General features: G+C 67.0%; 22 protein-coding genes and 1 riboswitch. Of the genes, 10 read left to right on the forward strand and 12 right to left on the reverse strand.

Features of this window, described 5'->3' with window-relative positions:
• The first annotated feature begins 1 nt into the window (after position 1).
• Positions 2-997, forward strand: coding sequence for a hypothetical protein (locus ACFW6D_RS02670; protein WP_379324032.1), 996 nt, complete (start codon positions 2-4; stop codon positions 995-997).
• Between the two features lie 16 nt (positions 998-1,013).
• Positions 1,014-1,169 (forward strand): hypothetical protein, encoded by a 156-nt coding sequence (locus ACFW6D_RS02675; protein WP_379324034.1) that lies wholly within the window; start codon positions 1,014-1,016, stop codon positions 1,167-1,169.
• A gap of 11 nt (positions 1,170-1,180) precedes the next feature.
• Here ACFW6D_RS02675 and ACFW6D_RS02680 read toward each other — a convergent pair whose 3' ends face one another.
• Complete coding sequence (locus tag ACFW6D_RS02680; RefSeq protein ID WP_379324036.1) at positions 1,181-1,765, reverse strand: HD domain-containing protein; 585 nt, start codon at positions 1,763-1,765, stop codon at positions 1,181-1,183.
• 46 nt (positions 1,766-1,811) lie between these two features.
• Here ACFW6D_RS02680 and ACFW6D_RS02685 point away from each other — a divergent pair, with 46 nt between their 5' ends.
• The 4 genes from ACFW6D_RS02685 (at position 1,812) to ACFW6D_RS02700 (ending at position 4,377) form a co-directional block, all read left to right on the forward strand.
• Positions 1,812-1,967 (forward strand): hypothetical protein, encoded by a 156-nt coding sequence (locus ACFW6D_RS02685; RefSeq protein WP_379324038.1) that lies wholly within the window; start codon positions 1,812-1,814, stop codon positions 1,965-1,967.
• A gap of 90 nt (positions 1,968-2,057) precedes the next feature.
• On the forward strand, positions 2,058-3,059 hold the full coding sequence (locus ACFW6D_RS02690) for an NAD-dependent epimerase/dehydratase family protein (RefSeq protein ID WP_379324040.1): 1,002 nt from the start codon (positions 2,058-2,060) through the stop codon (positions 3,057-3,059).
• Between the two features lie 50 nt (positions 3,060-3,109).
• Complete coding sequence (locus ACFW6D_RS02695; protein WP_379324042.1) at positions 3,110-3,292, forward strand: hypothetical protein; 183 nt, start codon at positions 3,110-3,112, stop codon at positions 3,290-3,292.
• A gap of 326 nt (positions 3,293-3,618) precedes the next feature.
• Positions 3,619-4,377: a 2-phosphosulfolactate phosphatase gene (locus ACFW6D_RS02700; RefSeq protein WP_379324044.1), complete on the forward strand. Its 759-nt coding sequence runs from the start codon at positions 3,619-3,621 to the stop codon at positions 4,375-4,377.
• 100 nt (positions 4,378-4,477) lie between these two features.
• Here the strand turns inward: ACFW6D_RS02700 and ACFW6D_RS02705 are convergent, their stop codons facing one another.
• The 3 genes from ACFW6D_RS02705 to ACFW6D_RS02715 all read right to left on the reverse strand — a co-directional run bounded on the left by ACFW6D_RS02705 (position 4,478) and on the right by ACFW6D_RS02715 (position 6,687).
• On the reverse strand, positions 4,478-4,975 hold the full coding sequence (locus ACFW6D_RS02705) for a hypothetical protein (RefSeq protein ID WP_379324046.1): 498 nt from the start codon (positions 4,973-4,975) through the stop codon (positions 4,478-4,480).
• 69 nt (positions 4,976-5,044) lie between these two features.
• Positions 5,045-5,812: a type I methionyl aminopeptidase gene (gene map / locus ACFW6D_RS02710; protein ID WP_379324048.1), complete on the reverse strand. Its 768-nt coding sequence runs from the start codon at positions 5,810-5,812 to the stop codon at positions 5,045-5,047.
• A 59-nt stretch (positions 5,813-5,871) separates the two neighbouring features.
• A complete protein-coding gene (locus ACFW6D_RS02715; RefSeq protein ID WP_379324050.1) occupies positions 5,872-6,687 on the reverse strand; it encodes a mycofactocin-coupled SDR family oxidoreductase in 816 nt (271 codons plus the stop codon).
• A gap of 124 nt (positions 6,688-6,811) precedes the next feature.
• Between ACFW6D_RS02715 and ACFW6D_RS02720 the strand changes: the two genes are divergently transcribed.
• A complete protein-coding gene (locus tag ACFW6D_RS02720) occupies positions 6,812-7,075 on the forward strand; it encodes a helix-turn-helix domain-containing protein (protein WP_379324052.1) in 264 nt (87 codons plus the stop codon).
• Here ACFW6D_RS02720 and ACFW6D_RS02725 read toward each other — a convergent pair whose 3' ends face one another.
• The 5 genes from ACFW6D_RS02725 to ACFW6D_RS02745 form a co-directional block, all read right to left on the reverse strand.
• The gene (locus ACFW6D_RS02725) at positions 7,076-8,479 is read right to left on the reverse strand and encodes a hypothetical protein (RefSeq protein WP_379324054.1); all 1,404 of its coding nucleotides are present in this window, start codon (positions 8,477-8,479) and stop codon (positions 7,076-7,078) included. It abuts the gene before it with no gap.
• Entirely contained in the window at positions 8,473-9,216 is a 744-nt protein-coding gene (locus tag ACFW6D_RS02730) for a Rho termination factor N-terminal domain-containing protein (RefSeq protein ID WP_379324056.1), read from the reverse strand. The genes ACFW6D_RS02725 and ACFW6D_RS02730 overlap by 7 nt, the downstream gene beginning before the upstream one ends.
• Entirely contained in the window at positions 9,209-10,150 is a 942-nt protein-coding gene (locus ACFW6D_RS02735; protein ID WP_379324058.1) for a ParA family protein, read from the reverse strand. Before ACFW6D_RS02735 ends, ACFW6D_RS02730 begins: the two co-directional genes overlap by 8 nt.
• 196 nt (positions 10,151-10,346) lie before the next feature.
• Positions 10,347-12,755, reverse strand: a complete 2,409-nt coding sequence (locus tag ACFW6D_RS02740; protein WP_379324060.1) for an MFS transporter — start codon at positions 12,753-12,755, stop codon at positions 10,347-10,349.
• 175 nt (positions 12,756-12,930) lie between these two features.
• Positions 12,931-13,812, reverse strand: coding sequence for an NAD-dependent protein deacetylase (locus tag ACFW6D_RS02745; RefSeq protein WP_379324062.1), 882 nt, complete (start codon positions 13,810-13,812; stop codon positions 12,931-12,933).
• A 121-nt stretch (positions 13,813-13,933) separates the two neighbouring features.
• Between ACFW6D_RS02745 and ACFW6D_RS02750 the strand changes: the two genes are divergently transcribed.
• A complete protein-coding gene (locus ACFW6D_RS02750) occupies positions 13,934-14,389 on the forward strand; it encodes a hypothetical protein (RefSeq protein WP_379324064.1) in 456 nt (151 codons plus the stop codon).
• A 267-nt stretch (positions 14,390-14,656) separates the two neighbouring features.
• On the forward strand, positions 14,657-14,992 hold the full coding sequence (locus ACFW6D_RS02755) for a hypothetical protein (protein ID WP_379324066.1): 336 nt from the start codon (positions 14,657-14,659) through the stop codon (positions 14,990-14,992).
• On the opposite strand, the gene ACFW6D_RS02760 is transcribed toward ACFW6D_RS02755, so the two are convergent.
• Positions 14,985-15,824, reverse strand: a complete 840-nt coding sequence (locus ACFW6D_RS02760; protein WP_379324068.1) for an acyl-CoA thioesterase domain-containing protein — start codon at positions 15,822-15,824, stop codon at positions 14,985-14,987. The genes ACFW6D_RS02755 and ACFW6D_RS02760 overlap by 8 nt on opposite strands.
• 278 nt (positions 15,825-16,102) lie before the next feature.
• Here ACFW6D_RS02760 and ACFW6D_RS02765 point away from each other — a divergent pair, with 278 nt between their 5' ends.
• Positions 16,103-16,231, forward strand: a complete 129-nt coding sequence (locus ACFW6D_RS02765) for a hypothetical protein (RefSeq protein ID WP_379324070.1) — start codon at positions 16,103-16,105, stop codon at positions 16,229-16,231.
• Here ACFW6D_RS02765 and cobN read toward each other — a convergent pair.
• Positions 16,201-20,106 (reverse strand): cobaltochelatase subunit CobN, encoded by a 3,906-nt coding sequence (cobN, locus tag ACFW6D_RS02770; RefSeq protein ID WP_379324072.1) that lies wholly within the window; start codon positions 20,104-20,106, stop codon positions 16,201-16,203. The genes ACFW6D_RS02765 and cobN overlap by 31 nt on opposite strands.
• Positions 20,107-20,140: 34 nt before the next feature.
• Positions 20,141-20,268, reverse strand: a riboswitch (cobalamin riboswitch).
• Positions 20,269-20,410: 142 nt separating this feature from the next.
• Positions 20,411-20,893, reverse strand: a complete 483-nt coding sequence (locus ACFW6D_RS02775; RefSeq protein ID WP_379324074.1) for a hypothetical protein — start codon at positions 20,891-20,893, stop codon at positions 20,411-20,413.
• Between the last annotated feature and the right edge of the window lie 121 nt (positions 20,894-21,014).

The following is a 21,014-nucleotide window of genomic DNA, read 5'->3' on the forward strand; positions in this document are numbered from 1 at the left end:
CATGCGAGTCCGATCCTACGAACGCACCACCCGACGGCTAATCCGTTGTCTGGCAACAGCAATCACGGTTGCCGCCACCCTCGGACTCAGCCCGGTGGGAACCGCCCAGGCCGGGTCGCCATCGTGTGCCGACGGCTGGCAGGCGGACGTGCTAGCTGCTGACCTGGGTGGCTTGGAGAACCTCGAATCCGACGGCCACGGTGGCTTCTACGTCAGCGGCCTGATTCGCGGGGAGATCCTGCACATCACCGACAACGGCCAAGTCACCCCCGTCCTCACCGGCCTCGAGCACCCCGCCGGACTACGTCTGATCGGCGAAGACCTCTACTTCTTGACCGGTGACGGCACCACACCCAACGGCGGCGGCACCCTGAGCCGACTCCACCTCCCGACCGGAGAAGTCACCGTCCTGCTCCCGAACCTGGTGCAGCCCAACGGATTACTCCTACTCCCCGACGGCGACCTGCTCATCTCCCAGCTCTCCATCCCCTGGCCCCCGGTCGGCATCAGCCGCTACCGCCCCGCCACCGGCGAATTCATTCTCGCCTGGTCACCGGTCCAACGCCCCAACGGCCTCGCCCTCTCCCCCGACCACCAGTCCGTCATCACCGGCGACATCCTCACCTCCCAACTCCTCCGAATCCCGCTGAACGCCCCCGACCAGCCCACCCCCATCGCCACCGTGCAAGACGGCCTCCTCCCCGTCCTCGACGACCTCGACATCACCGCCGCCGGCCTCGCCTTCGTCACCGGCGACTACTCCGGCAGCGTCTACCAGGTCGACACCACCACCGGCACCTGGTGCACCCTCGCCACCGGCTGGACCACCCCCCAAGGTCTCTTCCCCGGTCGCCCACCTATCGGCCCCACGTCAGCTCGCCTTGCCCCCGACCCCACCACCGGAACCTGGTCCCTCTACGTCACCAGCATCGACGGCACCCTCCGCCGCCTACGCCCCCCACCTTCACTGGACCTCACCCCGTCCTTCGTCCGCTGAACGACGAGGATCCCCGGTGACCGAACCGACACCGCCGATGACCCAGCCCAGACGCGAAGCCTTCTGGCGCATTCGAGGCTGGTGCCCAGACCTCCCACAAGACCAACGCCTGGCAATCGAACAGGAATGGCCGGACCCACTGATCGAGGAAGCCGAGTTCCACGGCTTCTGACTACACGACGATCAGGCCGACACGCCATTGCTCGCTTGGAAGGCGAGCCGCTCGTCCGCTGCGGCGGCGATCCGATCGAGCTCGTCATCGAGCACCGAGAAGATCTCCCAGCACTGCTGCTGCCCACCGGCCGCGAGACGTTCCACCAACAGTTGCTCGAGGTCGGGTACCCGCTTGCCCTTCCAGATCTTGTCCGCCAGGCTGACGATCAGGTCGTTCACCTCGATGCCGGGCTCGGTCCAGCAGGCATGAGTACGCGCGAATCGCGCCGCGCTCTCGTCGAATCCCTGTGCCATCAGCAGCTCATATCCAGCGCATTCGTGGGCGGAACCAGGTTTCGACAGTTCGTGCGGATGAATGATCTTGCCGATGTCATGGGTGGCCGCCCCGAACAACACCAGCGTCCGATCGAACGACACCGCCGGATAGCGCGACTCCATCCAGTCGGCCAGCTGCCAGGCGACATCGTGGACCGCACGAAGGTGGGCGGCGAGACGAGCAGGCGCATCGAGCTTCCCGAGCAGATCGCTCACCACATCCGGCAGCAACCTCGGACCCGGATCGGTCAGCGCCCGTTGCAGCGCAACATGATTCACACGGTCAGCGTAATCTGACAATTCGCCGTCATGGAGGAGAGCACCGATGGCCGAGGACACACCCCCTTTGACGCAGGCCCGCCGCGAAGCCTTCTGGCGCACCCTGGGCTGGCACCCGGATCTCCCCGAAGACGAACGTCTGGCGATCGAGCAGCGCTGGCAGGACCCGATGATCGAGGAAGCCGAATTCCACGGCTTCTGATCTTCCTCGTCGAACATCCGCTATCGAGATCGCTTTCGCCAGTGGCGAACTCACCCAACCCGTTGAACGAAGGGTGGAAGAGTGAGACCCATGCGGGTTCTCGTGCTCGGCGGCACCCTGTTCTTGTCCGCGCAGATCGCTCGTGACGCGGTAGCGCGTGGCCACGAGGTGACCTGCGTTGCGCGCGGTCGATCCGGGCAAGTGCCCGAGGGTGTGCGGCTCCTCTGCGTCGACCGTGCACATCACGGTGCCCTCGAAGTTCTGGTAGACGATCGATTCGACGCGGTGATCGACGTGGCGCGTGCGGCATCGAGGTGGGTTGTCGACGCGCTGGACGTACTGGCCGACCGAACGCAGCACTGGACCTTCGTGTCCAGCATCAGCGCTTACGCCGATTCTGCGACAGTGGGCCAGAACACCGAAGCTCCACTGCGCGAACCGATCTGGGAGCGTGCGAACGATCTCACCGAACTCACCGCAGAACGCTACGGCAGCATCAAGGTAGCCAGCGAGAAGTCGGTCCGCGAACGGGTGGGCGAGCAGCGATCCTTCGTCGTCCGCCCCGGCCTGATCACCGGCCCTGCCGACCCATCGGACCGATTCGGTTACTGGGCAGCCCGGTTCGCCCAAGGTGGCCGCGCCATCATCCCGGACACCCCGCACCAACCCATCCAGCACATCGATGTCCGCGACCTCGCCGCCTGGATCATCACCGCCGCTGAAACAGGCCTGACCGGCACTTACGACGCCGTCGGCCCGCTAACCGACCTCGGATCCCTCTTGCAGGAAACCGCACAACTCGTCGGAACCACCGACCTCGAACTGATCCCGATCGCCCCCGAGACCCTCACCGAATCTGGAGTCAACCCCTGGGCAGGCCCGAAGTCCCTCCCGCTGTGGCTACCCACCGAGGAACACGGCCTGGTCACCCACGACCCTGCCCCCGCCCTCGCTGATGGATTGACACCTCGCACCCTGGCCGACACCGTCCACGCAACCTTGGCCGACGAGCGCCGTCGCGGTCTCGGCCGCCCCCGCAAAGCGGGCCTGACCCCGACCGAAGAGCAGGAACTTCTCGACCGAGGTCACTGAAGTCTCCAGGGCACAGCGTTTCGCCGGTAGTCGTCGTGAGAGGGTTCGGCGTGATTTCGGTGCCGATGAATGACGCGGCCGCCGGCAGCGTGGGCGCGCTCGCGACGGTCGGCGTTGCTGACTCGTTCGACGGACTGGCTCCTCAGTTGCGTGAGCTGGCGCAAGCGGGTGTGGTGCGCTGCGGGGAGGTCGTTGTGTTTGCTGAACACGCCGACCGCGCTTCTCGTGCTTAGGGAAACTCCGTCGAACTGACCCAGTGGGAGGTCGATGTCAGCAGATTCCATCTCGACGATCTTGTGCCTGTGGACACAGGGGTCCGTAATGAGCTCGGGGCGCCGACGATTTCCGAGGCTGATCAGCGTTGGATGCTGGTTCAGGGACTGATGTTGGCGCTGTGCATCACCGTGTTCGGGCCGGCGAACAATGGCACAGCGCGGACCTGGACGACTACGGCCCCGACGAAAAGGTGGTCGTGGTGGAGACCGTTGCCAGTCCTCAGTGATCTGGATGGTGTTCCCGTGCCCAGGTGCGGTTGTGGTGGACTGACGGATTCGGCTATATGGAGGTCAGCGTGCAGTGGGCGCAGCAACGAGGGTTCGGGATTCGAGTGGAGTGGGGGCTGGCCGGGGCGCGTGTGCTCGGGTCTGAGGCTGCCTGCGTTGTCGTGATCGACGTGTTGTCGTTCACGACGTCGGTGTCGGTGGCGGTCGAGGCGGGGACCGCGGTGTTTCCGTATCGGTGGCGGGATGATTCGGCGCGGGTGTTCGCGGCGGCGAAGGCCGCCGAGTTGGCCGTCGGACGACGGGAGGTCGGTCCGTGGTCGTTGTCGCCGGCGGCGATTCGCCGCGCGCCGTTCACCGAACGTCTGGTGCTGCCCTCCCCGAACGGGTCGACCATCGCGGCTGCTGTCGAGGGGACACCGGTTGTCGCGGCGTGTTTGCGCAATGTCAGCGCGGTCGCCGACTGGCTCGTTGCCCAGGGCTGGGGCACTCCCGATCGGCCGATCGCGATCATCCCGGCGGGCGAGCACTGGCCGGGCACCGACACCGCGCGTCCGGCGCTCGAGGATTGGCTCGGTGCCGGGGCGATCGCAGCCGCGCTGATCGAGCGCGGGATCGGTACGCCCTCCCCCGAAGCACGCACGGCGGCAACGGCTTTCGATGGCACACCGGATGTGGTCGCGCTGATCACCGAGTGTGCGTCCGGGCGCGAACTCGCCGCGATCGGGTTCGCCGATGATGTGGCCATCGCGACCGAACTGAATGCGAGCGCCACCGTTCCGGTACTGATCGACAATGCGTTCGTCGATCGGCGATAGCACAAGAACCGGAGGCCGCCTCCCCGCGACACATCCGGCTCGGATCTACAGTAAACCGTTGTGGTGGGCCACTTCTCAGCGCCCACCACAACGGATCACGCTACTGGTTCGAGCCGATGATGCCGCCGATCACCGCCCCGATGACACAACCGGGGATGGCGCTGACGAACAGGAAGATCAGCCCGATCAGGGCGCCCACCACACAGCCGATGGCGATGCCTGCGACGATGTTGCCGGTCTGGTCGATGTGTTGCAGCGCCGCGGGATTCGCGATCGGGGCACCGACGGGGGTGAGAGTGAGCGTGGTGGCCGCGGCGTCGAGCTGCGGGACCACATTGATGGCGGGACCGGCGACCGTCTGCATGGTGGTCGGAATGAAGCCGACACGCTGACCGTTGGGTGCCAGCACGACGACGCCCGCGTCGGGCGCGAGCTCGAATGTGCCCGCGGTGAGTTCCACGGACGCCTCCGAACCGTCGGGCGCGACCGCCGCCGTATAGGCCACGGCGCCGTCGACACCTGCCACCGACGGTCCGCTGAGCGGTGCGCCGCCCGCGGTAGCGGCGGTGATACCGGATGCGGCATGGCTATGTCGCATTACTCGAGATCGGCGGAATACGAATCGGCTTGTAGCAACACAGAATTCGCAAGCCAGGGAAAGTACCGGTCAGTCTCGCGCGGTGAGGATGCTCGGCCCGTCGGCGGTGATCGCGATGGTGTGCTCGCTGTGCGCGCAGCGGGAGCCGTCGGCGGATCGGATCGTCCAGCCGTCGGGGTCGGTGAAGACTTTGTCGGTGGTCGCCGCGAACCAGGGTTCGATCGCCACGGTGAGGCCGGGTCGCAACCGGAACCCGCGACCTGGGCGGCCGTCGTTGGCGATGTGCGGGTCCTCGTGCATGGTCCGGCCGAGCCCGTGCCCACCGAATTCGGTGTTCACCGGATATCCGTACCCGCGTGCGACATTCGCGATCGCGGCAGAGATGTCACCGATGCGGTTGTCCGGTTGCGCGGCGGCGATCCCGGCCGCCAGGGCCTCCTCGGTGGCGCGTACCAGTCGCTCATCGGCGGGCGCGCCGGCGCCGACGATGAACGAGATCGCCGAGTCGGCGACCCAGCCGTCGATCGACACGGCCAGATCAGCCGTCAGCAGATCCCCGTCGCGCAGCTCGTAATCGTGCGGAAGCCCGTGCAGCACAGCATCGTTCACCGCAAGGCAGACGGTATTGCGGAACGGACCGCGCCCGAACGACGGCGAGTAGTCCCAATAGCACGACACCGCCCCCCGCTCGCGAATCCGTTCCCGCACATACGCTTCCAGCTCCAGGAGGTTCACCCCGACGGCCGCCCGGTCACGCACCCCGGCCAGCACGTCGGCGACGAACCGGCCGGTCACCCGCATGCGCTCGATCTCCGCGGGTGACTTCAATTCCACCATCACGCCTCCAGTTGGTATTTTCATACCAACCTAGCCGTGCCGGTATAAAAATACCAATCTCAGCGGTTCAGGTTGCCCATGTCCACGGGGATCTGCGCGCCGGTGATCTGCCCGGCCTCGTCGGAACACAGCCATGCCACTGTCGCCGCGATCTCCTCCGGCTGACAGATGTAGCTGGGCAGCGCGTTCATGAAGATGGGCGCCAGGGTGGTCCCGTACTCCTCGAACAGCGGCATCATCTCGGCCACCTGCATGCCGGTCTCCACGCCCGCCGGGTGGATGGTGTTCACCCGGATCCGGTGCGCGCCGAGCTCGTTCGCCATCGTTTTGGCCAGGCCGGTGACCGCGTGTTTGGTCGCGACATAGTGCCCGGTGAACGGAAGACCCTTGATGCCCGCCACCGAACTGGTGAACACCATCGCACCGCCCTGACCCTGCGCGATCAGGTGCGGCACAGCGGCTTTCGCGGTGTGGAAGACACCCGTGAGGTTCACGTCGATGGTTTCCTGCCACTGCTCGGCGGTGATCTCCCACGACATGGCCGCCGAACAGATCCCCGCGTTTGCCACCACCACATCGAGCCTGCCGAGCTCGTCGATCCCCGCCGCCAGCGCCGCCGACAGCGCGTCGAAATCGCGCACATCGACCTTGCTCGCGACGATCTTGGCGCCCGTGGCCTCGACCAGTTTCACGGTCTCGGCCAGATCGGCCTCCGTCGCGCCCGCGTAGCTCGTGCTGGCGAACTTCGCGCACGCGTCGATCGCGATCACGTCGGCGCCTTCCTCGGCGAACCGCACCGCCTCCGCCCTGCCCTGCCCGCGCGCCGCCCCCGTGACGAAAACGACCTTGCCTTCGAACCGTCGTGTCATGCCCATACCTTTCGAACCGCGATGTCCTCCCCTGACACCTATCACCCGCCGCCACTCCGGCGAGGCGAAACGGAGATCACTCCTCAGCTCACCTTGGCCAACGGCTTCGCGACGACATACCATCGGTCCCATGGTCCGTCTCCCGCTCAGCCCCGCACAGGTCGAAGCAGGCCGCCGCCTCGGCCGCCGCCTGCGCACGGCCCGCGGCGACCGCGACCTCGCCGAGGTGGCCCGCCACGCCGGCATCTCCCCCGAAACCCTGCGCAAGATCGAATCAGGCCGCCTGCCCTCACCGGCCTTCGGCACCGTCGTCGGCCTCGCCGAAGCCCTCGCGATCCCCTTGGCCGAGCTGGCCGAGTCCTACCGCGCCGAGCAGGTCGCCGAGTCCGCCTGATCACTCGGGATCGCGGTAGCGATGCAGGAAACTGTTGAAGTTGCGCAGCTTGTCCACCGCGTCGCTCGGTATGGGATCCGGATGGAAGTGCATGACCTTGTTACGAATGAGCCGGATCTCCTCGAGCCGCGCGATGAATACCGCGCGATCCGAAGGCCAGCCCAGCTTCTCCCACGCCTGGGGCTGTTCGAGCACGCGCCGGTAATCCCCAACGGTGAGCTGGTCGACGCCGGCCACCTTGCGACCGCAGAAACCGCGGACCTCCTCGATGGTGAGGGCCCGGTTCAGAATCCACCGCAAGGTCTGATCCATCTCCCCCAGCAGGAAGAACGGGGTCGCCATCTGGCCGAAACGCTGTGCGACATCGGCCGTTGTCACGATTCCCGCGATGACTTTGCCCTGATCACGGACGAAAACGAAGCCCTTGTGCTGCAGCGTGGGTAGGACATCGAACAGATCGCGTTCGTAATCGACGACCTCGACGTAGGGATCGATGGCGTCGGCGAGGGTCGCGCGGGGGCTCTTGTGTATCGCCAGTGCCAACGACGCCCACGTGATCGCTCCTCGCAGGTTGCGAGTACCGCTGAGCACCGCCAGTTGCGAGTAGTCGTTGAGCAACATGGTGGTGATGGCTTCGTCGAGCGTGCTGTTGGGGCCCACCGATCCGACTCCGGCCAACGGCGAGAGGTTGCCCACTGTCAGGCCGACCTCGAGATCACGGTCGCCCTCGTCGTCCTCGGCGCCGGTCCCGTCGTCGTGCAGCACGGCTTCCTGCGGTGTGGCCTCGGCCTCGCTCGGAGGCGTGGTCAGATGCACCATCGCGTCCAAGGTGACCGCTCGAAAGCTGGGCGAGGTGACCAACCCGTGGTTTGCCAGGTCCGCCTCGATGCGGCTGATCTGGTCGCCGCGATCCGCGGCTCCCCACAGCGCGAGGAGGTCACGGACCGAAATCTGTTGGGGATCGCGGGCGTCGGCGAACGCGCGGGCCTGTCGCAGCCGGTCGTAGATGCGCCGACGCACGGCGTCCTCGTTGTGCTGGCTCGCGGCGTCGGCGATGACTCGATCGAGCAGTTCCTGCCGGACTGCGTCCAACATCCGATCCTGGTCGATCACGTACCACGCTCGCCACCCGTCGAGGGCTCCGGTTCCGGCGGCCACCATCGCCGCACGCGATGGCGACCGGAATTCCTCGCCATCCGGCTCGAGCCGGATGCGACCGTTGTCGGTGACACTGGCATGGTAGGTGACTCCGATCCGGTTGCGGCTGAACCGCAGTCGCGTCTGTGGCGCGAGGAGTCCAGCCGACACGAGGTCGTGCACAGTCACCCGGCGACCACCGATCAGATACGACGAGCGACCGCTTGCCGATTGCGAAGTGACGTCGCCGGGCACACCGCTCACCACTTCCGCAGTCCCGCGAATTTGCGGCGTGCGGTGATCGCCTGTTTGAGCACACGTTTTTCCAGATCGGCACGGCTGAGCCGGTCGACGCGGGTCAGTTGCAATTCGGCGGCCACCGCGAGCAGGCGGGCGCGGTCGAGGTTTTGTTCGCGCAGGTAGGCTGCTCCCGCGTCCACCGTTTCGGTGGCGCGAAGACGTCCCGCGATCGCTGCCGCATCCGGGTCCGCAACGGCACCGACAGACTCGATCGGCGCGGGCTCAAGCACCGGTTCCACCACGGCTACCTCCGGTGCGGCGTTCGACACACCGCCCGCGACGGTCGCGGGGGCAGGCAGCGTGGGCACACCGGCACCGTTGCCGTCCGGGTATCCGGCGAGCAGGTCGACGAGTTCGGCTTTGCGTAGTTTCGAGTAGCCGTTGATGCCGAGAAGTTTGGCCACCTGCCGCAACGCTGACAGCGTCAGCCGGGCCCGGTTCAGATAGAGACTACGTTGCGAACCGGGCGTCATTCGCCGAAGTTCTTGTGCCACATGATCGGTTTCCGATGCGCGGGGCGTGGACGACGGCGTCGGGACCGCCGAAGACACGAGGGTCGAAGGGGCGAACACCGTAGTGCCGACGGGCACAGCGGCCAGCTGCGCCGTCCCGTCGATGATCGCACGCACCGTGGCCTCGTCCTGCCCACGCAAGAATTCGACATACCTCGCCTGCAGGACGACCAGATCTTGCAGGTCAGCCACCGTGCGCTCCGCGGGGTTCGGTCAGCGCGCCCAGAATCTCGTTGACCAACTGATCGAATTCCTTGACGACCTCGTCGTTGCGAGGGGCGCGCAACATCGCCGGCACGCCGTCCTCGCCTGCGCTGCCGAAGTGCTTGGGACTGTTGCGAATCACGCTCTTCAGTACCGGCACGCGCGAGCCGTCTCGGACTTCATCGATATAGCTCTGCTGAGCCAACGTCACCTGTTGCGAGTAGATCTGGACCATGGTGAAGACCACACCAAGGAAGCTGGGGTGGATCGTCGCGTGGTTCGTCGACCCGCTCCCGTGGTTGACATACTCGTTGAACTCCTCGACCAGGCCCGCGCAGTTGCCGACCAGGTAGTCCAGCCCCAGTGTCGAGAGATAGTCGGCCTTGGCCGGTACCAGAATGAGTTCGCTGGCCACGATCGCGGTCTTGGTGACCAGACCGAAGTTCGGTGCGCAGTCGATCAGCACAAGATCGTAATTGTCCTGGAAATGACTGTCCGCCAACGCTTGTCGCAAACATCCGTGTAGGTCGAGGTAGCGCCGTTTGGATCCTTCGAGCGTGGTGGCTCCGCCGAGGAGGGCAGCCAGTTCGAGATCTATGTCGATCAGCCCCAGATGCGAGGAGATCAAGTCCAGGCGCCCGCCCGCGGCATTGATGGCCGCGTTCACTCGCTCGGGGGTGACCACCAGATCGGCCAACCGCACGTCGCGTCCCGGCATGTCGCCCTGGTACCACTGCCGAATCGTGCGCCCGTCTTTGAGCTGGGAATGCCAGTCCTCGACCGAGAAGAACGAGAAGGTCAGATTCGTCTGGGGATCGAGGTCGATCACCAGAACACGTAGCCCCCTGGCCGCGGCGGCAGCGCCGAGATTCGCGGTGAGCGTCGTCTTCCCCACCCCGCCCTTGTAATTCATGACCGACACGACCCGCATGATCTGCTCCCCGTGATTCGTGCACCGCCGACGGTCGGCGCCCACCGATGGATGTCACGCGCGATCGAGCGTGCGGCTAGTGACCAACCGGAGTCGATAGTGCCATCATCTGGCCCGACCATTGGCCGAAATCGGTCTATTCGCACCAGCTTTGGACGATCGGTTCGCTACGGGATCGAGCCCTCGTTCACCGGCGGTTCATCGACTCCTCGTTCTCGTACCCCAGCGTCACGTCGTGGGTGATCTCGCCGCGCGTCACCGAGACCTGGCTCGCGACGGGTGGGTAGCCGCGGGCGACCACTGTGTACTCGCCTTCGGGGAGGTCGGGGACGAGGTAGCGACCCTTTTCGTCGGTGCGGGCGGTGGCTGCCGGGTCGCCGCCCGAATCGAGGACAGTGATCTGGACGTCGGGGACGGGGCGGTCACCGTCGACCCGGGCCGAGCCGAGCAGGATGGCCATCGGTTCGAGGTCGATGTCGCGGATCAGCGAGCCTGTTTCCGGGACGGTCAGGGCGACTGCCGAGGGGCGCATGTGGTCGGCTACCGCGACCAGGGTGTAGGTGCCGCTGACGACGTCGCGGCACACGTAGGTGCCGTCCTCGCCGGTGATCGCCGCCCCCACCACCTCGCCCTGGGGGTCGGTCAGGGTGATCGTGGCGCCCCAGAGCGGTTCGCCGCGTCGCGCGGATCGCACCACTCCGGTGAGTTCACCTGCGCCGGTGAGCATCAGGTCGACGTGCTGGGCGCGTTCGCCGATCGACACACTCACAGCTTCGGGCTGATGACCGGCCGCGGCGGCGATGAGCACGTAGTTGCCCGGTCGGGGTGCCTCGATCACGTACGCGCCGTCGGCGTCGCCGTTGCCGCGGGCCACCTGATGCCCGTGCTGGTCGATCAGGGTGAGGGTGGCGGCGGGGACCGGGCGGTCGTCGTCGCGGCGCAGCAGCCCCGCGATCACCCGACCGGTCGCGGCGGGATGCAGCTTGCCCGCCATCTCGTGCGCGTCGTGCAGGCTGACATCGCGCAGCAGGGTGGCATCGGCCGGTTCCTCGGGGGCCGGATCATCTTGCAGCGGAACCTCTTTCATGAACACGAGCACCAGGCACGCCACGATGGCGAGGTCGGCGGCGAGCAGGAAAACGGTGTGCATGGAGTCGGTGAAGCCCTCGAGGATCGGAATCCGCAACTCGTCGGGCAGGGTGGCGATGCCGCTGGTATCGCGCAGCATGCCCTCGAGGCGCGCGTCGTCGAAACCGGCGGGCAGGGTGCCGCCGAAGGCTTGCAGGATCGAACCGGGCAACCGGTCGAACAGCACCGTGAGGAACACCGCGACACCGAGCGTGCCGCCGAGCTGACGGAAGAACGTCGCCGCCGCGGTCGACACGCCCATCTCGGTACGCCCGACGGCGTTCTGCGCGGCGATGATCAGCGTCTGCATGCAGCCGCCGAGGCCGAAACCCATGATCGCGCTGTAGGCGAGCGGCTGCCACAGCGGACCGTCGTAGGTGATCCGCGCGAACAGTGCGCACCCGATCGCCAGGATCAACGCACCGAGCACCGGCAGCACTTTGTAGTGTCCGGTGGCTTTGGTGATCAGCCCGGAGATCTGCGCGCCCACCATGATCCCGAGGACCAGCGGCAGCATCAGCAGCCCCGCCTCGGTCGGCGAGAAACCGCGCACGACCTGCAGATACTGTGGCACCAGCATGATCGCGCCGAACATCGCGACACCCACGAGGAACCCGCCGAGAATCGCCAGGCTGAACGTGGAACTGCGGAACAGCCGCAGCGGGATCAGCGCCGAGTCCTTCATCAGGAACTCGACCACCACGAACAGCAGCAGACCGCCGGCGCAGATGCCGTAGCAGAGCAGCGATTTCGGCGCGGTCCACCCCCAGATCCGCCCCTGCTCGGCGACGATCAGCAGCGGCACCACACCCACGATCAGCAGGATCGCGCCGAGCCAGTCGATCCGGCTGCGCTGACGCGTGTGCCCCACGTTGAGCACCTTCGCGACCACGAGGAACGCCAGGATCCCGACCGGCACGTTCACCAGGAACACCCAGCGCCAGCCTTCGATGCCGCCGAGGCTCTCGTAATCGGACAGGAAGCCGCCGACCACCGGGCCGAGCACCGTCGCAATGCCGAACACCATGAGGAAATACCCCTGGTAGCGGACCCGTTCACGCGCGGGCACGATGTCGCCGACGATGGTGAACGCCAGCGACATCAACCCGCCCGCACCCAGGCCCTGGAAGGCGCGGCACCCGGCCAGCTGGTACATGGTGGTCGCGAAGCAGCAGGCCGCCGAGCCGATGACGAACAGGGCGATCGCCAGGAGGTAGAACGGTTTGCGACCGTAGATGTCGGCGAGTTTGCCGTAGAGCGGGGTGGTGACGGTGGCCGTGATCAGGTAAGCCGTTGTCGCCCATGCCTGTTCGTCGAACCCGTCGAGACTGTTCGCGATCCGCACGATCGCGACGCTGACGATGTTCTGGTCGAGCGCGGCGAGGAACACCCCTAGTAGCAGGCCCGACAGGATGGTGAGTGTCTGGCGGTGCGTGAGGCGTGATTCGGCAACGACGGTATCGGTCACGAAATGCCCTGGTTCTGATCGGCTGGCGAGTGGGTGTCGATCATTCGGCCCACACGAGGGCCGACAACCCCGCTGCGAGGAAAACTTTGCGCCGCGGGTCGAACTCTTCATGCACTGGTGGGCCGAGCTTACCTACGTCGGATTCGCCGCCGTCACCTAGGGATCAAGTTACCGTTCATTTCACCGATAATCGATAGGGCGCGCCATCCGGAACTGCCGGTTCGGCGGACGGGAATTCAGCTGCCAGCGCGCGCAGAGTTTCCGAGCAGCCCGCGTCGATTCGGAGGGTGGCGAGTTCGTCGGCGCGGGTGCGGCCGCGATTCACGATAACCACTGGCACACCGTTTTTCGCTGCTCTGCGCACGAATCGCAGGCCCGACATCACCGTCAGCGAGGAACCGGCCACCAGGATCGCCTGCGCTTCATCGATCATGTCGAAAGCGGCTTCGACCCGGTCAGACGGCACATTCTCACCGAAATACACGATGTCGGGTTTGAGCAATCCGCCACAGGACAGACAGTCGACCATCCGGAATCGCTCGGTATCGGTGACCACCGCATCCGCATCCGGCGCCACTTCGATTCCGGTCGGCGCCGCTGAAAGGTTTTCCGCGAAACCGGGATTGGCGGCTTCGAGGTGTTGAGCGAGGGTCATTCGGGAGATGAGTTTCGCGCAGCGCAGACAACGCACGCGCGCGTAAGTTCCGTGCAGATCGATCACCCGGCGCGCCCCCGCTTTCATGTGCAGCAGGTCGACATTCTGGGTGATCACGCCCGACACCACGCCTGCCCGCTCGAGCTGCGCGACCGCACGGTGACCTGGGTTCGGGCGGGCGGCGTCCATGCGTCGCCAGCCGATGTGGTTGCGTGCCCAATACCGCTGCCGGAATACCGGGTCGCCGACGAACTGCTGATAGGTCATCGGGGTGCGCGGTGGCGAATCGGGGCTGCGGTAGTCGGGAATGCCGCTGTCGGTGCTCAGTCCCGCGCCGGAGATCACCACGGTGGCGCGCGCGCTCAGCAGCTCGGCCGCGCGTTTCACCACCTCGGTGTCCATGGAATCCACTCTACGAGCGCGGTGGTGCGGGACGAACACGCCGGGGCCGAGTTGCGTGCGGTGCACGCGCGGCGAGATGATAACCACTCCGCCCGGCATCGACCGCTGCAGAGGAAAACCTATGTCCGACACCGACGAGCACGGCCGCACCGCGCTCAATGCCGCGGTCGACGGGACCATCGTCGCCGTCCGGCGGATGTTCTATGTCCTCGGCGACGAGGTCGACCGCACCGAGGGTCCGATCGAATTCACTTTCCACGACGGGTCGACCCTGCTCTTCGACGCCGGTGTCGACGGTGCAGAACTGCGCATCGCCGGGTCACCGTGGCGTGATCCGTTCGAGCCGCTGGTGGACCCGGTGAATATCGAATACGTCGCCAACTCGGGCAAATACACCGCGTTCGATGTCACCGACGAGGCGCCCTACGACGACCTCGCGGGCCGTCGAGTCGATGCGGTTTCGGTGGTACCGCTGGCCGACGGACGACCGCGTGCGGCCACCCTCTACCTCGGCACGGGCATGGTGAAGGCGGAGTCGATCGCCGACGAGCTCATCGTGACTTTGATCTCCGCCTGACTGATCTCCGAATCACCTTCCAGCACAACAGCATTGGAATTCCTGTCGCACACGGCCATGCTGATGCCGAACGCCGTCGCGGGCCCGATGCGCGCGGTTCGACCAGCTCGGCGCGGTCAGCCGATTCCCGGCCCGCCGCACATCGCCACGCTCGTTCGGCCGGTGCCCGTGAGGTGAACACGCGGCGCTCGCCTACCCGGCGCGCGGGTGCTGCTCGAGGCAGCATGGGGCGCGGTGGTTGTGGCGTGGCAGGGAAGGTGTGGGTCGATGGTGCCGTATCGGTGGCGGTCGGGGTGGGGTGTGTCGGCGGGGTTGTTCGTCGCCGTCTTCGTGTTGGTGCCTGCGACATTCGCGGTGCAGAACGCCTGGAAGGTGCCGGTTCCGCAGACCATCTCGTTCGCGCGGATCGAGCCGATCGCGACCTCGTATTGGCTCAGCTGGGCTTTGACGCTGGCCGCGCTGTTGACGCCCGCGCTGCTGCTGTCGCTACTGCCGGTCGCCCGCTCCATCGCCTGGGGCTATCTGCTGACCACCACGACGGCCGGCGCGGTCCTGTGTGGGGCGACCGTGGCGATGGCGTTCACCGGACTCGCGGTTACCTGATCGCCTCCGCTGCGAACGACTCCGACAGCTCGTCGATGACATCGCCGCGGATCTGTCTGCGCTCGTTGGCCAGGGCGGTGGTCGTGCAGATGCCGAACGCGCCCTGCTCGTCGTAGAGCACCGCGGCGCCTGCGGCGATCCCGTCGTCGCTGAGGTGAGTTTCGGCCTCGAGGCCCATCTCGTCACCGATCGGCATGCGGGAGAAGGTGATCGACACGTCGGTGTTGATGAAACCGATGCCCTCGGTGCCCCAGTTGGTGACCAGGCTGGTCTGCTCGCCGGTCATCGCGGCGTAGCAGAACGGGGACGATTTCTCCCCCGCGACGACCGGGATATTGCGCACCCACTTGCGTTTGCGGGTGTCGTTCTGGTGTTCGGTCATATTCGCCGACCAGCCGTGCCCGTCACTGCCGAACAGGTGCATCTTCTCGTCGATGGTGGCGAGTATGTTCGGGGGCGGCAGCGGGCGATCCCGGTCGGGGCGCCAGACCTCGCCCGGCGGCTGGGTGGAACGTTTCAGCAACAGCGCGCTGCCGCGGGCGACGATCTCGCCGTCGGCACGCACGAGGATGGTCACCGAGCGGACCCGGTTGCCGTCGCGCACGAGTTCGCTGGCGATCGTCAGCAGCACAGCCGGGACCGGACGGTGCAGGTCGACCGTGAATCGCGCCGGGACGAACCCGCCGGTGCAGTACCCTGCTTCGACTTCGCGCGCCATCAACCCGCACACGGGTGGCCCGGACAGCGTGCTGGGCGCCCACAGACTCAGCGAATACCGCGTCGGCGTGTAGCTGCCGTCCGCCTGCGTGAAATAGCCAGGGGAGGTACTCATCGTGCCCCTTTCTCGGCGGGCACCGGGCGGGATCGCGGCGGCACACCTCACATTAGAACGTGTTGCAATTTTGCTGCAAGTCCGGCCCTTTGCGGCCGATTCGAGACGCGGGAACTGGGCGGGTTGCCTGACCTGAATTCAGGGCCACTGCCGGATGTTCGGGGGAGCCGACGGCAGCCTAGCGTCGATGGCAGACCTGATGAGGAGAATGCCTTGCGAAAACTCGACGCCGCGCTCGCGACCATCTATGCGGTCCAGGAGATCGGGGTGGCACTTGGGTGCGTGTCCTGTTCGGCCTGCTCACCGCGGTGTTCGCCGTGATCGCGGCGCTGCGGATCTACCGTGACCGGATTCTCCTGCAGGCCGCGGCGGCGGACTACTCCAGTTCGCCCTCGGTTTCGAGGTAGACCTGGCGCAGTTTGTCGAGGGTTTCCTGTTCCGGGTGCTCCCACAGCTTGCGCTCGGCGGCTTCGAGGAGGCGTTCGGCGATGCCGTGCAGGGCCCACGGGTTGGACTGCTCCATGAACTTGCGGTTCACATCGTCGAACACGTAACTCTCGGAGAGCTTTTCGTACATCCAGTCGGCGACAACATTGGTGGTGGCGTCGTAGCCGAAGAGGTAGTCGACGGTGGCTGCCATTTCGAAGGCGCCCTTGTAGCCGTGGCGGCGCATCGCCTCCAGCCAGCGCGGGTTCACCACGCGGGCACGGAAGACGCGGGCGGTTTCCTCGGAGAGGGTGCGGGTGCGCACGGCGTCGGGGCGGGTGGAGTCGCCGATGTAGGCCTCGGGGTTCTTACCGGTCAGCGCGCGCACGGTGGCGACCATGCCGCCGTGGTACTGGAAGTAGTCGTCGGAGTCGGCGATGTCGTGTTCGCGGGTGTCGGTGTTCTTGGCCGCCACCGCGATGCGCTTGTAGGCAGTGCGCATGTCGTCGGCGGCGGGGGCGCCGTCGAGGTCGCGGCCGTAGGCGTAGCCGCCCCAGGTGGTGTAGACCTGCGCGAGGTCGTCGTCGGTGCGCCAGCTCTTGGAGTCGATGAGCTGGAGCAGGCCCGCGCCGTAGGTGCCGGGCTTGGAGCCGAAGATGCGAGTGGTGGCGCGGCGGGTGTCGCCGTGTTCGGCCAGGTCCGACTGGGCGTGTGCGCGAATGTAATTCGACTCGGCGGGCTCATCGAGGTCAGCGACGAGGCGGACCGCGTCGTCCAGGAGGGCGAGGACGTGCGGGAAGGCGTCGCGGAAGAAGCCGGAGATGCGGACGGTGACGTCGATGCGGGGGCGGGCGAGTTCGTCGAGGGAGATCACCTCGAGGGAGGTGACGCGGCGGCTCGCCTCGTCCCAGACCGGGCGAACACCGAGCAGGGCGAAGACTTCCGCGATGTCGTCGCCCGAGGTGCGCATCGCCGAGGTGCCCCACACCGACAGGCCCACCGACTTCGGGTACTCACCGTGATCGGCCAGGTAGCGGGCCAGCAGCGATTCCGCCATCGCCTGGCCGGTCTCCCAGGCCAGTCGCGACGGGACAGCCTTGGGGTCGACGGAGTAGAAGTTGCGGCCGGTGGGCAGGACGTTGATCAGGCCGCGCAGGGGCGAACCGCTGGGGCCCGCGGGGATGAAACCGCCGTTGAGCGCGTGCAGGATGCGGGTGATCTCGATGCTGGTTTCGCGCAGGCGGGGCACGACTTCGGTTGCGGCGAAACGCAATACGGTCTTGACCGCTGCCAGGCGCCCGCTCACGGCAACACTGCCCGCCGTGGTGGTTGCGCTGAGGTCTGGCGCGGCGCCGGAATCCGTCGGGGCGGCGTCCGAGTTCGCGGCAACCTCGCCCGCTGCGTTCGCGGCAACCCCGCCCGGCTCGTTTGCGGCAGCCGCACCGACCGTGGCCGGGGAGGCGGCAGGGGTCGCTGCTGGAGCGTCGACTGCGATCGTCGCGGAGGTTGCGTCGGCGGCACTGGTCACCGATTCGGCAGCGTCGCCTGTCGCATCCGTCGACACGGTTGCCGACGGTGACGAATCATCCACTCCCCCAGCGACAATCGCGGTGGCGTAGTCGTCGACCAAGGTGTCGACCGCGTCCACCGACCAGTCCGTCGCCTGCAGCGCGCCGAGCAGTTCGCGGGCGCGGCTCTCCACCACGTCGACGCGTTCGCGGGATTCGTCACCGGCTTCGCTGAGCCCCAACGCTTCTCGCAGGCCGGGCACGTTCTGTTCGCCGCCCCACAGCTGGCGGGCGCGCAGCATCGCCAGGACCAGGTCGAGTTCCATGTCGCCCTCGGGTGCCTGGCCGAGGATGTGCAGGCCGTCGCGGATCTGGACGTCCTTGATCTCGCACAGCCAGCCGTCGACGTGCAGGAGCATGTCGTCGAAGACGTCTTCTTCGGGGCGTTCGGCGAGGCCGAGGTCGTGGTCCATCTTGGCCGCGCGCATCAGGGTCCAGATCTGCTGGCGGATGGCGGGCAGTTTGGCCGGGTCGAGGGCGGAGATGTTGGCGTGCTCGTCGAGCAGCTGCTCCAGGCGGGAGATGTCGCCGTAGGTTTCGGCGCGTGCCATCGGCGGGATCAGGTGGTCGACCAGGGTGGCGTGGGCGCGGCGCTTGGCCTGGGTGCCCTCGCCGGGGTCGTTGACCAGGAAGGGGTAGATCAGCGGCAGATCGCCCAGTGCGGCGTCGGTGCCGCAGGAAGCGGACATGCCGATTGTCTTGCCGGGCAACCATTCCAGGTTGCCGTGCTTGCCCAGGTGCACCATCGCGTCGGCGCCGAAACCGTCGGGCGCGGACAGCCAGCGGTAGGCGGCGAGGTAGTGGTGGCTGGGCGGCAGGTCCGGGTCGTGGTAGATCGCGACGGGGTTCTCGCCGAAGCCGCGAGGCGGCTGCACCATCAGCACCACATTGCCGAAACGCAGTGCGGCGATGACGATTTCACCCTTGGGGTCGGCCGACCGGTCGACGTAGAGTTCGCCCGGCGGCGGTCCCCATGCCTCGACGACGGCTTCTCGGAGGTCTTCGGGCAGGGATTCGAACCAGCGGGTGTAGGTGGTGGCGCCGATGCGAATCGGGTTGCCCTCCAACTGTTCCGCGCTCAACCACTCGGGATCCTGGCCGCCTGCGGCGATCAACGCGTGGATCAGTGCGTCGCCGTCGCGCTCGACCAGCCCCGGGATCTCGTTGATGTCGCCGAGATCGTAACCGGCGGCGCGCAATTCGGTGAGCAGCCGGATCGCGCTGGCGGGGGTGTCGAGGCCGACGGCATTGCCGATGCGGGCGTGCTTGGTCGGGTAGGCCGAGAGCATGATCGCGATCCGCTTGTCCGCGGCCGGGATGTGGCGAAGGCGAGCGTGCCGCACGGCGATACCGGCGACCCGGGCGCAGCGTTCCGCGTCGGGGACGTACGCGGACAGGCCGTCGGCGTCGAACTCCTTGAAGGAGAACGGGACCGTGATGATGCGGCCGTCGAACTCGGGCACCGCCACCTGGGTCGCCACATCGAGCGGCGACAGGCCGTCGTCGTTGGCCTCCCACTGCGCGCGACCGCTGGTCAGGCACAGGCCCTGCAGAATCGGCACGTCCAGGGCGGCGAGCGCGGCCACGTCCCATGCCTCGTCGTCACCACCGGCCGAGGCTGTCGCGGGCTTGCTGCCACCGGCGGCGAGCACGGTCACCACGAGGGCGTCGGCGCGGCCGAGCAGGGTGAGGAGTTCGGGTTCGGCGGTGCGCAGCGAGGCCGCGTAGACCGGCAACGGCCGCGCGCCCTTGGCTTCGATCGCCTTGCACAGCGCCTCGATGTAGGCGGTGTTGCCCGCCAGGTGCTGGGCGCGGTAGTAGACGACGGCGACGGTCGGGGCGTGCGGTTCGAGGATGCGCGCGGACCGGTCGAGTTCACCCCAGGTGGGCAGTTGGGCGGGCGGTTCGAAACCGTGGCCGGTGAGCAGCACGGTGTCGGACAGGAAATTGTGCAGCTGCAGCAGGTTCTCGGCGCCCCCCGCGGCGAGGTAGTTGTGCGCGTCGGCCGCGACACCGACCGGCACGGTCGAGCATTCCATCAGCTCCGCGTCGGGCGCGATCTCACCACCCAGCGCCACCATCGGCACCCCGCTTGCCCGGATCGCGTCCAAGCCCTCTTCCCAGGCGCGCTTGCCGCCGAGGATCCGCACGATCACCAGATCAGCGCCGTCGAGCAGCTCCGGCAGGTCCTCCACGAGCAGCCGGGCGGGATTGCCCCAGCGGTACTCGGCGCCGCTTGCACGGGCGCTCAGGAGATCGGTGTCGGAGGTGGACAGCAGCAGGATCACAGGGTGAGACCTTCCTCGGGTTACGCGCCCATCGCAGGTTGCGGTGCTCGCCGGAGAGGGTCTGGCTGTTCACAGTGGCGCGACCGCACCGGATTTCCACCGGTTTCCTCGTCACCCGCCGAGCATGTCGATGCTACTGGGCCCGTCCCGCCCGCAACTTTCCAGCCCGTACCCACTGCTGGACAGGTGATCACCAGGCCCTGGTGGCGGCATCGGCCGACTGAATCCACCAGAGAAGGAAAAACCACCAGAGCCTGGTGATCTTGATCTGCTCGGTCGGTCACCCGCATCCAGGCCGCCGTCGTCAGTGGGTGGGACGTCTGGTGGTGTCCCCGACGGTGACTGCGGTGGCGACTTCGGTGAGGGCGCGGCGGATGGTGTCGCCGTAGTCGTCGTCGCCGAGGGTGTGCAGGCGTTCCCGGGCGGCTTCGATGTGTCGGGTGGCGGCGGGGAAGGCGCCGAGACGGCGGAAGTTGTCGGCGAGGTTCAGGTGCAGGGAGGGGTAGAAGCCGGCCACCTGGAGGCCCGCGTGGTGGTCGTTCAAGCGGGTGTCGGTAAGGGCGTCGGCGGCGTCGAGGGCGCGGACGTCCCAAACGAGAGCTTCGGCCGGGTCGTCGTAGGTGTCGGCCAGGTAGTGGGCGAGGGTGCAGCGGTGCAGGGGGTCGCCGGTGACGCCGATATCGGCCCAGGTTTCGAGCAAGGCGGTGCGGGCGCGGTCAACCTCACCGGTGCGGAAGTCGGTGACGCCCTGGGTGATTCGGGTCATGATCGGGTCGGCGGTGGTCATCGGGGTCTCCTCGGCGAGTTCGGGTGGGCATGGTGTTGACGACATCGACGGGTCGCCGAAGGTGGCGGACTCGAATGGGCGGGTCTGCCGATGATGAGGTGGCGTGGCGCGAACCGCTCGG

This window comes from Nocardia sp. NPDC058705 (genome assembly GCF_042749305.1).
Taxonomy (GTDB): Bacteria; Actinomycetota; Actinomycetes; order Mycobacteriales; family Mycobacteriaceae; genus Nocardia.